Genomic DNA, 14044 nt, shown 5'->3' on the forward strand with positions numbered 1-14044 from the left:
TTGCGTATTCGGCCCGATGAACGCGGGACAGAACAAAACTAACCCGTTATCCTTATTTCCTTCATTTTTCAGCGCTTGAAATCCGCTATTGTGACTATATTCGGGATACTGTTTTGTCCCGCCTGGGCTTCAGGCCCTGCTACCGGAGAGCAAAAAAACCATGAAATCGCAGCGCCGCGTTCCGCTAATTCCCCTGATTATCCTCGTTGCCCTGATCGGTGGTGGCGCTTACTGGTGGCACAGCCACAGCGCCTCATCCACTGCTGAGCCAAAAGCCGGCACTCAGCAACCGCGTGGCAAAGGTGGGCGACACGGCGGCGCGGGTGCAGCGATGGCTCCCGTGCAGGCGTCAGAGGCGGTACGTCAGAGCGTGCCGCAGTACCTTTCCGGATTAGGGACCGTCACCGCGGCCAATACCGTGACGCTGCGTAGCCGGGTGGACGGCGATTTAATGGCGATTCACTTCACCGAAGGGCAGGAAGTCAAAGCCGGTGAGCTGCTGGCCGAAATCGATCCGCGCCCGTACCAGGTCGCGCTGATGCAGGCTCAGGGACAGCTGGCGAAGGATCAGGCGACATTAGCCAACGCCCGCCGCGACCTGGCGCGCTATGAAAAGCTGGCGAAAACCAGCCTGGTGTCAAAACAGGAGCTGGATACGCAGCGCTCGCTGGTCAGTGAAACCCTCGGCACCCTTAAAGCCGACGAAGGCAGCGTGGCCAGCGCCCAGCTCAACCTGAGCTACAGCCGCGTCACCGCGCCCATCTCCGGCCGCGTCGGGCTGAAACAGGTCGATATCGGCAATTACATCACCAGTGGCGATACCAACGGTATTGTCGTGATCACCCAGACACACCCGATTGACCTGGTGTTCAGCCTGCCGGAAAACGATATTTCCAGCATTCTCAGCGCGCAGAAAAGCGGCGCGGTGCCGGTCGAAGCCTGGGATCGCAACAACAAAAACCTGCTCACCACCGGCCAGCTGCTGAGCATGGACAATCAGATTGATACCACTACCGGCACCGTCAAGCTGAAGGCGCGCTTTACCAATGAAGACGATCGGCTGTTCCCCAATCAGTTTGTTAATGCGCGTCTGAAGGTCAGCACGCTGCAGGATGCGATTGTTATCCCGACCGCCGCGCTGCAGATGGGCAACGAAGGCAGCTTCGTCTGGGTGGTCAACAGCGACAGTAAAGTCAGCAAGAAAATTGTCAGCGTAGGCTTCCAGGACAGTGAAAAAGTCGTGGTTAAGGCCGGGCTGGAAGCCGGGGAGAAAGTGGTCACCGACGGGATTGACCGCCTGACCGAAGGCGCGCAGGTGGAGGTGGTGGCTGCGCAGGCCACGCCGCTGACCTCAGGGAAAAGCGCCCTGCCAAGCAAGGGAGCCAGCGACTGATGCAGGTGATGCCCCCAACGCCAGGCGGCGGACCGTCCCGCCTGTTTATTCTGCGCCCGGTCGCCACCACCCTGCTGATGATCGCTATCCTGCTGGCGGGGATCATTGGCTACCGCTCGCTGCCGGTTTCGGCCCTGCCGGAAGTCGACTACCCCACCATTCAGGTCGTCACGCTCTATCCGGGCGCCAGCCCGGACGTGGTGACCTCGGCGATTACCGCCCCGCTGGAGCGCCAGTTCGGGCAGATGTCCGGGCTGAAGCAGATGGCCTCGCAGAGTGCGGGCGGTGCATCGGTAGTCACGCTGCAGTTCCAGCTGGCGCTGCCGCTCGACGTTGCCGAGCAGGAAGTGCAGGCGGCGATCAATGCCGCCACCAACCTGCTGCCTAACGATCTGCCCAATCCGCCGGTTTACAGCAAGGTTAACCCGGCCGACCCGCCGATTATGACCCTTGCCGTCACCACCTCCAGCATGCCAATGACCCAGGTGCAGGATATGGTGGAGAACCGCGTGGCGCAGAAAATTTCCCAGGTGTCCGGCGTCGGGCTGGTGACGCTCTCCGGTGGCCAGCGGCCCGCGGTGCGGGTGAAGCTCAACGCGCAGGCGCTGGCGGCGCTCGGTATCACCAGTGAAACGGTGCGCACCGCCATCAGCAACGCCAACGTCAACTCGGCCAAAGGCAGCCTGGATGGCCCTGACCGCTCGATTACCCTCTCCGCCAACGACCAGATTAAAACCGCCGAAGGCTACCGCCAGCTGATCGTCAGCTACAGCAACGGTGCACCGGTGCGCTTGGGCGATGTGGCATCGGTTGAACAGGGGGCGGAAAACAGCTGGCTCGGCGCCTGGGCTAACCGCCAGCAGGCCATTGTGCTGAACGTGCAGCGCCAGCCGGGCGCCAATATTATTGCCACCGCTGACAATATCCGCCAGATGCTGCCTGCCCTCACCGCATCGCTGCCAAAGTCGGTCAACGTGCAGCTGCTGAGCGACCGCACCACCAATATTCGCGCTTCGGTGCACGACGTGCAGTTTGAGCTGCTGCTGGCGATTGCGCTGGTGGTGATGATCATCTATCTGTTCCTGCGCAACGTGGCGGCGACCATAATCCCGGCGGTGGCGGTACCGCTGTCGCTGGTCGGCACCTTCGCGGTGATGTACTTCCTCGGCTTTTCGGTGAATAACCTGACGCTGATGGCGCTGACCATCGCCACCGGCTTTGTGGTCGATGACGCTATCGTGGTCATTGAAAACATCACTCGCTACATCGAGAAAGGCGAAAAGCCGCTGACGGCGGCGCTGAAAGGGGCGGGTGAGATCGGCTTTACCATTATCTCGCTGACCTTCTCGCTGATTGCCGTGCTGATCCCGCTGCTGTTTATGGGCGACATCGTCGGCCGCCTGTTCCGCGAGTTTGCGGTAACGCTGGCGGTGGCTATCCTGATCTCCGCGCTGGTGTCGCTGACGCTAACGCCGATGATGTGCGCGCGCATGCTGAAGGCCGAGTCGCTGCGCAAACAGAACCGGTTCTCCCGCGCCAGCGAAGCCTTCTTTGAGCGCGTGATTGCGCGCTACGGCATCATGCTGCAAAAGGTGCTCAGCCATCCGTGGCTGACGCTGGGCGTGGCGCTCAGCACCATGGCAATCACCGTGCTGCTGTGGCTGGCGATCCCGAAAGGCTTCTTCCCGCTGCAGGATAACGGCATTATTCAGGGCACCGTTCAGGCGCCGCAGTCGGTTTCCTACAGCAATATGGCGCAGCGCCAGCAGGAAGTGGCCTCGATCATTATGAAAGATCCGGCGGTGCAGAGCCTGACCTCCTTCGTCGGCGTGGACGGCACCAACCAGGCGCTGAACAGCGGCCGCCTGCAGATCAACCTCAAGCCGCTTGACCAGCGTGACGACCGCATTCCGGTGGTGATCGCCCGCCTGCAGCAGGAGGTGGCGAAGCTGCCGGGCATTAACCTCTATCTGCAGCCGGTGCAGGACCTGACGATTGATACCCAGGCCAGCCGCACGCAGTATCAGTTCAGCCTGCAGGCAGGTTCGCTCAATTCGCTCAGCCTGTGGGTGCCGAAACTGCAGGCCGAGCTGAACAAATTACCGCAGCTGAAAGAGGTAAGCAGCGACTGGCAGGACCAGGGGCTGGAAGCCTATATCCGCGTCGATCGCGACAATGCCAGCCGGTTGGGCATCTCCCTGTCTGACGTCGATAACGCGCTGTATAACGCCTTCGGGCAGCGGCTGATCTCAACGATTTATACCCAGGCCAGCCAGTATCGCGTGGTGCTGGAGCACGACACCGCCGCCACGCCGGGGCTGGCTGCGCTGCAAAGTATCCGGCTGAAGAGCACCGATGGCGGCAGCGTGCCGCTCAGCGCCATTGCCAGCATCGAACAGCGCCACGGCGCGCTGAGCATTAACCACCTCGATCAGTTCCCGTCGACCACCTTCTCGTTTAACGTCAGCGACGGTTATTCGCTGGAGCAGGCAGTGAATGCGATAACCCAGGCGGAACAGGATCTGGCCATGCCGACGGAGATCATTACCCAGTTCCAGGGCAGCACCCTCGCCTTCCAGGCGGCGCTCTCCAGTACCGTATGGCTGATTGTTGCGGCGGTTGTGGCGATGTATATCGTGCTCGGCGTGCTGTACGAGAGCTTTATTCACCCGGTCACCATTCTCTCGACGCTGCCGACCGCCGGGGTGGGTGCGCTACTGGCGCTGCTGATCAGCGGCAGCGAGCTGGACGTGATTGCCATTATCGGCATTATTCTGCTGATCGGCATCGTCAAGAAGAACGCCATCATGATGATCGACTTTGCGCTGGCGGCCGAGCGTGAACAGGGCATGACGCCGTATGAGGCGATTTATCAGGCCTGTCTGCTGCGCTTCCGTCCGATCCTGATGACCACGCTGGCGGCACTGCTCGGTGCGCTGCCGCTGATGCTGAGCACCGGCGTCGGTGCCGAACTGCGCCGCCCGCTGGGCACCGCGATGGTGGGCGGCCTGATCGTCAGCCAGGTACTGACGCTGTTCACCACGCCAGTGATCTACCTGCTGTTTGACCGTCTGGCGCTCGCCACGCGCCGCCGCTTCAGCAAGCAGGAGGCAGAGTGAAATTTTTCGCGCTGTTTATTCATCGCCCGGTCGCCACCATTCTGCTGACGGTGGCGATCCTGCTGGCGGGCATGCTCGGCTTTCGCCTGCTGCCGGTGGCCTCGCTGCCGCAGGTCGATTTCCCGGTGATTGTGGTCAGCGCCTCGCTGCCCGGTGCCTCGCCGGAAACCATGGCCTCCTCGGTTGCTACCCCGCTGGAACGGGCGCTGGGACGCATTGCCGGGGTGAGTGAAATGACCTCTACCAGCTCGCTCGGCAGCACGCGGGTGATACTGGTATTCGACTTCGAGCGCGATATCAACGGCGCGGCACGTGACGTGCAGGGCGCGATTAACGCCGCCCAGAGCCTGCTGCCAACCGGGATGCCAAGCCGCCCGACCTATCGCAAAGTGAATCCGTCCGATGCGCCGATCATGATTATGACGCTAACCTCGGACACTTACTCCCCCGGCCAGCTGTACGACTATGCCTCAACGCAGCTGGCGCAGAAGCTGGCGCAAATTGATGGCGTAGGCGATGTCACCATTGGCGGCAGCTCGCTGCCTGCGGTGCGCGTAGACCTCAATCCGCAGGCGCTGTTTAATCAGGGCGTGTCGCTGGACGCGGTGCGTACCGCCATTGCCGACGCCAACGTGCGTAAACCGCAGGGTGCGATCGAGGATCAGCAGCAGCGCTGGTGGCTCAAAACCAATGACGAGCTGCAAACCGCTGCCGAGTATCAGCCGCTGATCGTGCATTACAACAATGGCGCGGCGGTGCGGTTGCAGGATGTCGCTACCGTCTCGGACTCGGTGCAGGACGTGCGCAACGCCGGGATGTCCAACGCCCGCCCGGCTATTCTGGCGCTGATCCGCAAAGCGCCGGAAGCCAATATCATTGATACCGTCGACCGGATTAACGCCCAGCTGCCCGAACTGCGCAAAGTCATTCCAGCGTCGATCAAACTGGAGGTGGCGCAGGACCGTTCACCGACCATCCGCGCATCGCTGCATGAGGTCGAGCAGTCGCTGGCGATCTCGGTCGGGCTGGTTATTCTGGTGGTGTTTGCTTTCCTGCGCTCCGGGCGCGCCACGCTGATCCCGGCAGTCGCCGTGCCCGTCTCGCTGATCGGCACCTTCGCCGCGATGTACCTGTGCGGCTTCAGCCTCAATAACCTGTCGCTGATGGCGCTGACCGTGGCGACCGGCTTTGTTGTCGATGATGCAATTGTGGTGCTGGAAAATATCTCGCGCCACGTCGAAGCGGGGATGAAACCGCTGGCGGCGGCGCTGCAGGGGGTGCGTGAAGTCGGCTTTACCGTGGTCTCGATGAGTATTTCTCTGGTGGCGGTATTTATTCCGCTGCTGATGCTCGGCGGGCTGATAGGCCGCTTCTTCCGCGAGTTTGCCGTCACGCTGTCGGTATCGATCGCCATATCGCTGCTGGTGTCGATTACCCTGACGCCGATGATGTGTGCCTACCTGCTGCGCAACAAGCCGCGCCACCAGCAGCCGCGCATTCGCGGTTTTGGTAAGCTGCTGCTGGCCGTACAGCAGGGCTACGGCCGCACCCTCAATCTGGTGCTGAATCATGCACGCTATACCTTGCTGCTTTTTCTCGCCACCATCGGCCTGACCCTGTACCTCTACGTCTCGATCCCGAAAACCTTTATGCCGGAGCAGGATACCGGGCGGCTGATGGGCTTTATCCAGGCCGACCAGAGCATCTCCTTCCAGTCGATGCGCGGCAAGCTGGAAGACTTTATGCGCATCGTCCATGCCGACCCGGCGGTTGACAGCGTGGTGGGCTTTACCGGCGGGTCACGCACCAACAGCGGCTCGATGTTTATCGCCCTGAAACCGCTGAGCGAGCGCACGGAAACCGCCCAGCAGGTGATTGCCCGCCTGCGCGGCAAGCTGGCGAAAGAGCCGGGCGCCAATCTCTACCTGATGGCCGAGCAGGATCTGCGCGTCGGCGGGCGCGAGTCCAACGCCGGCTATCAGTACACGCTGCTGTCCGACAGCCTCGACGACCTGCGCGAGTGGGAGCCGAAAATCCGCCGCGCCTTTGCCGCACTACCGGAGCTGGCCGACGTCAACTCCGACCAGGAGGACAAAGGCTCGGAGATGGCGCTGACCTACGACCGTGAGACTATGGCGCGGCTAGGGATTGACGTGGCGGACGCCAACGGCCTGCTAAATAACGCCTTCGGCCAGCGCCAGATCTCCACCATCTATCAGCCGCTCAACCAGTACAAAGTGGTCATGGAGGTTGACCCGCGCTACACCCAGGATATCAGCGCGCTTAACCAGATGTACGTGATCAACAGTGAGGGGCAGTCCATTCCGCTCTCCTCCTTCGCCAAATGGCAGCCGCAGAACTCACCGCTGTCGGTGAATCATCAGGGGCTTTCTGCGGCTTCAACCGTGTCCTTTAACCTGCCGGAAGGGGTATCGCTGTCCGAGGCTTCCGCCGCGATTGACCGCAGCATGACCTCGCTGGGTGTGCCTTCCAGCGTGCGCGGCAGCTTTGCCGGTACCGCGGCGGTGTTTGAGCAGACGCAGAGCAGCCAGCTGTGGATGATCCTTGCCGCTATCGCCACGGTGTATATCGTGCTGGGGATCCTGTATGAGAGCTACGTCCACCCGCTGACTATTCTCTCTACCCTGCCCTCGGCGGGCGTCGGCGCGCTGCTGGCGCTGGAGCTGTTCTCCGCGCCGTTCAGCCTGATTGCGCTGATAGGGATCCTGCTGCTGATCGGGATCGTCAAGAAGAACGCCATTATGATGGTCGACTTTGCGCTCGAAGCGCAGCGAAGCGGCAATCTCACGGCGCGTGAGGCGATCTTCCAGGCCAGCCTGCTGCGCTTCCGCCCGATTATGATGACCACGCTGGCAGCCCTGCTGGGTGCACTGCCGCTGGTGCTGACTAGCGGTGACGGGGCCGAACTGCGCCAGCCGCTGGGGATCACCATCGTCGGGGGACTGGTCATGAGTCAGCTGCTGACGCTCTACACCACTCCGGTGGTGTATCTGTATATGGATAAACTGCGGCGTAAAGCTAAGCCGCAACCGGCACACGAAGGAGCCTGAGATGGCTAACGCGCCCCCCGCTTCGGTACGCTGGCAGCTGTGGATTGTTGCCTTCGGCTTTTTTATGCAGGCGCTGGATACGACCATCGTGAATACCGCGCTGCCGTCGATGGCCGCCAGCCTCAACGTCAGCCCGCTGCATATGCATTCGGTGATTGTCTCCTACGTGCTGACGGTGGCGGTGATGCTGCCGGTCAGCGGCTGGCTGGCCGACCGCTTCGGGGTACGCAACGTCTTCTTTAGCGCGATTATCCTGTTCAGCATCGGGTCGCTGTGCTGCGCGATCTCCGCCACGCTGGATCAGCTGCTGCTGTCGCGCGTGGTACAGGGCATCGGCGGGGCAATGATGGTGCCGGTCGGGCGGCTGACGGTGATGAAGCTGGTGCCGCGCGCGCAATATATGGCGGCGATGACCTTTGTCACGCTGCCGGGGCAGATTGGCCCGCTGCTCGGCCCGGCGCTTGGCGGCGTGCTGGTCGAGTACGCCAGCTGGCACTGGATCTTTCTGATTAATATTCCGGTGGGCATTGTTGGCGCGATCGCCACGCTGATGCTGCTGCCCAACTTCACGCTGCAAACCCGGCGCTTCGACTTTAGCGGCTTTTTTCTGCTCGCGGCGGGGATGGCCACGCTGACGTTGGCGCTTGACGGCCAGCGCGGCTTAGGTATTTCACCGCTGCTGCTGTGCCTGCTGATCCTCGCCGGAGTATTCGCCCTGCTGTTCTATCTGCTGCATGCGCGCAATAACGAGCGCGCACTGTTCAGCCTGAAGCTGTTTGACAACCGCATCTACTCAATTGGGCTGCTCGGCAGCCTGACCGGGCGCATTGGCAGTGGGATGCTGCCGTTTATGACGCCGATTTTCCTGCAGATCGGCATGGGCTACAGCCCGTTTCACGCCGGGCTGATGATGATCCCGATGGTGCTCGGCAATATGGGCATGAAGCGCATTATCGTGCAGATCGTTAATCGCTTCGGCTATCGCAACGTGCTGGTCGGATCCACCCTCGGGCTGGCGCTGGTGGTGCTGCTGTTCCCCGCCGTAGCGCTGCTGGGCTGGAACCTGCTGCTGCCGCTGGTGCTGTTGTTACAGGGCATGGTCAACGCTATCCGCTTCTCGGCGATGAACACCCTGACGCTGAAAGAGCTGCCCGATGAGCTGGCCAGCAGCGGCAACAGCCTGCTGTCGATGGTGATGCAGCTGTCGATGAGTATCGGCGTGACCATCGCCGGGCTGCTGCTCGGCACCTTTGCCCACCAGGCGGTGACCGACAGCCCGACGGTGCACCAGGCCTTTATTTACACTTATTTCTGCATGGCGCTGGTTATCGCCCTGCCCGCGCTGGTGTTCTGGCGCGTGCCTGCGGAAACTGGCCCTAATGCGCTGCTGGCGCGCAGGAGAAAGCATTAAATGTTGGCAAAATTACGTATCGGCATCACCGCCAAGCTGTTCGCGGCGATCTTCTCCACCTGCATGCTGGTGCTGATCACCATGCACTGGGGGGTGCGCCTCAGCTTTGAGCACGGCTTTATCGATTACATTAAACGCGGCAACGAGCAGCGGCTGATGATGCTGAGCGATGCGCTGGCGGACCAGTACGAACAGCACGGCAACTGGGACTTCCTGCGCAACAACAATAAGCTGGTGTTTAATATTCTGCGCTCGCTGGAGCAGAATCCCGACGCCAGTAATCAGCTGCCGCCGCACGGCTGGCGCACGCAATTCTGGATTATCGACCAGCAGTATCACGTGATGATGGGGCCGCGCGCGCCAGTGCCGCCGGAAGGTTCGCGGCGCAATATCACCACCAGCAGTGGCAAAGTGGTCGGCTGGGTGATTGGCTCGCCGCCCGAGCGCCTGACGCGCAGCGCCGATATCAACTTTGACCAGCAGCAGAAGCGCACCAGCTGGATGATCGTCGGGCTGACGATGCTGCTGGCCGCAGCGGTAACCTGGCTAATGTCGCGCGGCCTGTTGGCCCCGGTAAAACGGCTGGTCGACGGTACCCATCACCTCGCCGCCGGGGATTTCGCCACCCGGGTTGAGTCCTCCAGCCGCGATGAGCTTGGGCGGCTGGCGCAGGACTTTAACCGCCTTGCCAGCACGCTGGAGAAAAACGAAAGCATGCGCCGCGCCTTTATGGCCGATATCTCGCACGAGCTGCGCACGCCGCTGGCGATCCTGCGCGGCGAGCTGGAAGCGATTCAGGACGGGGTGCGCAAGCTGACGCCGGAGTCGATTGTCTCACTTCAGGGTGAAGTCGCGACGCTGACCAAGCTGGTCGACGATGTGCACCAGCTCTCGTTGTCCGACGAGGGGGCGCTGGCTTACCGCAAAAGCCAGATCGATCTGGCGTCGCTGCTGGAGCTGGTTTCCGGTAACTTCTCCCACCGCTTTGCCCGCCATCCGCTGGCCCTGACGCTGGATTTGCCGGCGACCGCGCCGCAGTTTGGCGATCCGGACCGCCTGATACAGCTCTTTACCAATCTGATGGAGAACAGCCTGCGCTATACCGACCCCGGCGGCACGCTGCATATCAGTTTGCAACCCCTGCCGGACGGCAATTTACTTCATTTTGACGACAGCGCGCCCGGTATTAGCGATGAGCAGCGGAGCCAGATTTTTGAGCGTTTTTATCGCGCGGAAGGATCGCGTAATCGAGCCAGCGGCGGTTCTGGTCTTGGGCTGGCTATCTGCCAGAACATTGTCGAAGCCCACGACGGCACCATCGTTGCGGAGCACTCCGATGCCGGCGGCGTGAGAATTACGGTACACTTACCGTATAAGACTCACTGATATGGACTCATTTAATGCTTCCGGACAACGCTGCTCCGCTGATCTTAATCGTTGAAGATGAACCGAAACTTGGCCAGCTGATGGTGGATTATCTGCAGGCCGCCAACTATCGCACCCACCATCTGATGCGCGGTGATGAAGCCATCGACTGGATTAAGCAGCATGCGCCGGACCTGGTGCTGCTCGATCTGATGCTGCCGGGGCTGGATGGTCTGTCAGTGTGCCGCGAGCTGCGCCGCTTCTCCGAGCTGCCGGTGATGATGGTTACGGCAAAAATTGAAGAGATTGATCGCCTGCTGGGGCTGGAGATTGGCGCGGATGATTACATCTGTAAGCCTTTCAGCCCGCGGGAAGTGGTGGCGCGGGTGAAAACCATTCTGAAACGCTGCCAGCGAACGCCGGAAGAAGCACAGGCAGTCTCGCTGCTGAAGGTTGATGAAAACCGCTTTCAGGCCAGCTGGGACGAAAAACCTCTCGACCTCACTCCGGCGGAGTTCCGCCTGCTGAAAACGCTGGCGCAGGAGCCGGGCAAGGTATTTTCCCGCGAACAGCTGCTAAACCACCTGTACGACGATTATCGCGTGGTGACCGACCGCACCATCGACAGCCATATTAAAAATCTGCGCCGCAAGCTGGAGTCGCTCGACGCCGACCAGCCCTTTATCCGCGCCGTGTACGGCATGGGCTATCGCTGGGAAGCCGATGTCTGTCGTTTGATTTAGATCAAATCCCGCCGCGATTCCCGCCAGTACAATCCCCCGCCGGGCAACACATCGGGCGAGGCATGCCTCGCCGCTACGATTAAGCAGACCTGCGCCAGCCCGCAGGGGTCAGGCATGCCTCGCCGCTGCGATTACGCAGACCTGCGCCAGCCCGTAGGGGTCAGGCATGCCTCGCCGCTGCGATTACGCAGACCTGCGTCAGCCCGTAGGGGTCAGGCATGCCTGACCCGCACCTAAATCACTTAATTGCAATTTCTGACCTGACATCAGACTGAGACATCATGCATAAACCGGAACTGCTTTCTCCGGCCGGCACCCTGAAAAATATGCGTTACGCTTTTGCGTATGGCGCAGACGCAGTGTATGCCGGTCAGCCTCGCTATAGCCTGCGCGTGCGCAATAATGAATTTAATCATCACAACCTCGCCATCGGCATCAATGAAGCCCACGCGCTCGGTAAAAAATTCTACGTGGTGGTGAACATCGCCCCACATAACGCCAAGCTAAAAACGTTTATTCGCGACCTGCAGCCAGTGGTGGCGATGGGGCCGGATGCGCTGATTATGTCCGATCCCGGGCTGATTATGCTGGTGCGCGAAGCCTTCCCGCAGATTGATATCCACCTGTCGGTGCAGGCCAACGCCGTCAACTGGGCAACGGTGAAATTCTGGCAGCAGATGGGGCTGACGCGGGCAATCCTGTCGCGCGAACTGTCGCTGGAAGAGATTGACGAGATCCGCCAGCAGGTGCCGGAGATGGAGCTGGAGATCTTCGTACATGGCGCACTGTGTATGGCTTATTCCGGCCGCTGCCTGCTCTCCGGCTACATCAACAAGCGTGACCCGAACCAGGGAACCTGCACCAACGCCTGCCGCTGGGAATACAACGTGCAGGAAGGTAAAGAGGATGCCGTCGGCAATATCGTTCATCGCCAGCAGCCGATTGCGGTGCGCAACGCTGAACCCACGCTGGGCGTCGGTGAGCCAACCGATAAAGTGTTTATGATCGAAGAAGCGATGCGCCCCGGCGAATATATGACCGCCTTCGAAGATGAGCACGGCACCTATATTATGAACTCAAAGGATCTGCGCGCGGTGGCGCACGTTGAGCGCCTGACGCGGATGGGCGTCCACTCACTAAAGATCGAGGGGCGCACCAAGTCGTTCTACTACTGCGCCCGCACCGCTCAGGTTTATCGCCGGGCGATTGATGACGCAGCCGCCGGAAAACCGTTCGACCCTGCCCTGCTGGAAACGCTGGAAGGGTTGGCGCACCGCGGCTATACCGAAGGGTTTCTGCGCCGCCACACGCACGATAGCTACCAAAGCTATGATGCCGGGTACTCCGTCTCCGACCGTCAGCAGTTTGTCGGGGAATTTACCGGCGAGCGGCGCGGTGCGCTGGCCCAGGTCGATGTGAAGAACAAATTCAGCGTGGGCGATAGCCTGGAACTGATGACCCCGGCGGGCAATATCAATTTCACCCTGGCACAGATGGAAAACGGCAAGGCGCAGCCGATTGAGGTTGCTCCGGGCAACGGTCATCTGGTGTGGCTGCCGCTTCCGGAGGCGGTGGATCTGCAATACGCCCTGCTGATGCGCAATCTGTCAGGCACCACTACCCGCTCCCCCCATGCGGTCGACTTGGCAAAAGAAGTCACATAATGTTACTGATATTAGAATCTGGTCACATAACCTCAGGACATTCCTGGTTATGATGCTCCCGCTCCTAACGAACAAATCCAAATAGCACCCTCTGACCCAGAGATTTCCAGTTGCAGGAAGGCAGCAAGCGAACGCATCCCCCGGAGCTTACACCAGTAAGTGACTGGGATGAGAGAACGCCGCTAACGCCTCTGCGGCTTGAAAGATAGTGGTCAGAAACCACCTCATTTGGCTCGCCCGGCTCCCCCGTGCGGGCCATTTCTTTTTTTCATGCCCAAATTTTTCAGACGTTGTCCCCCTGCGTTACCCCCAGGCGCCAGGATATGCTATATCTTGATGCAAACTGCAAACGCCATCAGGAATTAAAAATGGAAAAACATTCACTTACCCTGGCGATCCTCAACGGTAAAAGCGCTGGTAATGAAGAGCTGCGCGCGGCGATTAGCACTTTGCGCCAGCAGGGCTTCCCGCTGGAGGTACGCGTTACCTGGGAACACGGCGACGGCGAACGCTACGTGCACGAAGCGGTAGCGCTGCAGGCCAGCACCGTGATTGCCGCGGGCGGCGACGGCACCATCAATGAGATCGCCACCGCGCTGGCCCGTCTGGCGCCGCAACACCGGCCGGTGCTGGGCCTGGTGCCACTGGGTACGGCCAACGACTTCGCCACCAGTGCGGGTATCCCGCTGGAGATGGAAAATGCGCTGCGCCTGGCCATTCTTGGTAAAGCCACGCCTATCGACATCGCCCGCGTCAATAACGACCGCTACTTTATCAATATGGCGACCGGCGGCTTCGGTACGCGCATTACCACCGAAACCCCGGAAAAGCTAAAGTCGGCACTCGGCGGCGTCTCCTACTTTATTCATGGTCTGATGCGCATGGATACTCTAAAAGCCGACAGCTGCACGCTGCAAGGCCCGGATTTTCACTGGCAGGGTGACGCGCTGGTGATTGGCATCGGTAACGGGCGCCAGGCCGGGGGTGGGCAGCGCCTGTGCCCGACCGCGCTGATTAATGACGGCAGGCTGGAGCTGAGCATCGCCACCTCGCAGGAGCTGCTGCCCACCCTCATTCACAAGCTGACCAGCGACGAAGAAAACCCGAACCTGATCACCGCTTCCCTGCCGTGGCTGACTATCCGTGCGCCAAATGAGATGACCTTTAATCTCGACGGCGAACCCCTGAGCGGAACGGAATTCCGTATTGAGGTGATGCCGGACGCGCTGGAGTGCCGCCTGCCACCTTCCTGCGAACTGTTAGCCTAACCCCTGAAGG

At 60.8% G+C, this 14044-nt stretch carries 8 protein-coding genes; all 8 read left to right on the plus strand.

All coding sequences use genetic code 11. The annotated features are described in order from the left end of the window. Positions 1-160: 160 nt before the first annotated feature. The 8 genes from ID864_RS07960 (at position 161) to yegS (ending at position 14034) form a co-directional block, all read left to right on the plus strand. Positions 161-1393: an MdtA/MuxA family multidrug efflux RND transporter periplasmic adaptor subunit gene (locus tag ID864_RS07960; protein WP_048915563.1), complete on the plus strand. Its 1233-nt coding sequence runs from the start codon at positions 161-163 to the stop codon at positions 1391-1393. Further along, a complete protein-coding gene (locus ID864_RS07965) occupies positions 1393-4512 on the plus strand; it encodes an MdtB/MuxB family multidrug efflux RND transporter permease subunit (protein ID WP_191149692.1) in 3120 nt (1039 codons plus the stop codon). Before ID864_RS07960 ends, ID864_RS07965 begins: the two co-directional genes overlap by 1 nt. Further along, on the plus strand, positions 4509-7583 hold the full coding sequence (gene mdtC, locus ID864_RS07970) for a multidrug efflux RND transporter permease subunit MdtC (protein ID WP_048915561.1): 3075 nt from the start codon (positions 4509-4511) through the stop codon (positions 7581-7583). Before ID864_RS07965 ends, mdtC begins: the two co-directional genes overlap by 4 nt. Position 7584: 1 nt before the next feature. Further along, a complete protein-coding gene (gene mdtD / locus ID864_RS07975) occupies positions 7585-8994 on the plus strand; it encodes a multidrug transporter subunit MdtD (protein WP_099754689.1) in 1410 nt (469 codons plus the stop codon). Beyond that, complete coding sequence (gene baeS / locus ID864_RS07980) at positions 8995-10380, plus strand: envelope stress sensor histidine kinase BaeS (protein ID WP_099754688.1); 1386 nt, start codon at positions 8995-8997, stop codon at positions 10378-10380. A 14-nt stretch (positions 10381-10394) separates the two neighbouring features. Continuing rightward, positions 10395-11102: an envelope stress response regulator BaeR gene (gene baeR / locus ID864_RS07985; RefSeq protein ID WP_048915558.1), complete on the plus strand. Its 708-nt coding sequence runs from the start codon at positions 10395-10397 to the stop codon at positions 11100-11102. Between the two features lie 281 nt (positions 11103-11383). Further along, a complete protein-coding gene (gene trhP, locus ID864_RS07990; RefSeq protein WP_191149693.1) occupies positions 11384-12766 on the plus strand; it encodes a prephenate-dependent tRNA uridine(34) hydroxylase TrhP in 1383 nt (460 codons plus the stop codon). A 368-nt stretch (positions 12767-13134) separates the two neighbouring features. Beyond that, a complete protein-coding gene (yegS, locus tag ID864_RS07995; protein ID WP_191149694.1) occupies positions 13135-14034 on the plus strand; it encodes a lipid kinase YegS in 900 nt (299 codons plus the stop codon). Positions 14035-14044: the final 10 nt, after the last annotated feature.

This window comes from Erwinia aphidicola, assembly GCF_014773485.1.
In the GTDB taxonomy this organism is placed as follows: domain Bacteria; phylum Pseudomonadota; class Gammaproteobacteria; order Enterobacterales; family Enterobacteriaceae; genus Erwinia; species Erwinia aphidicola.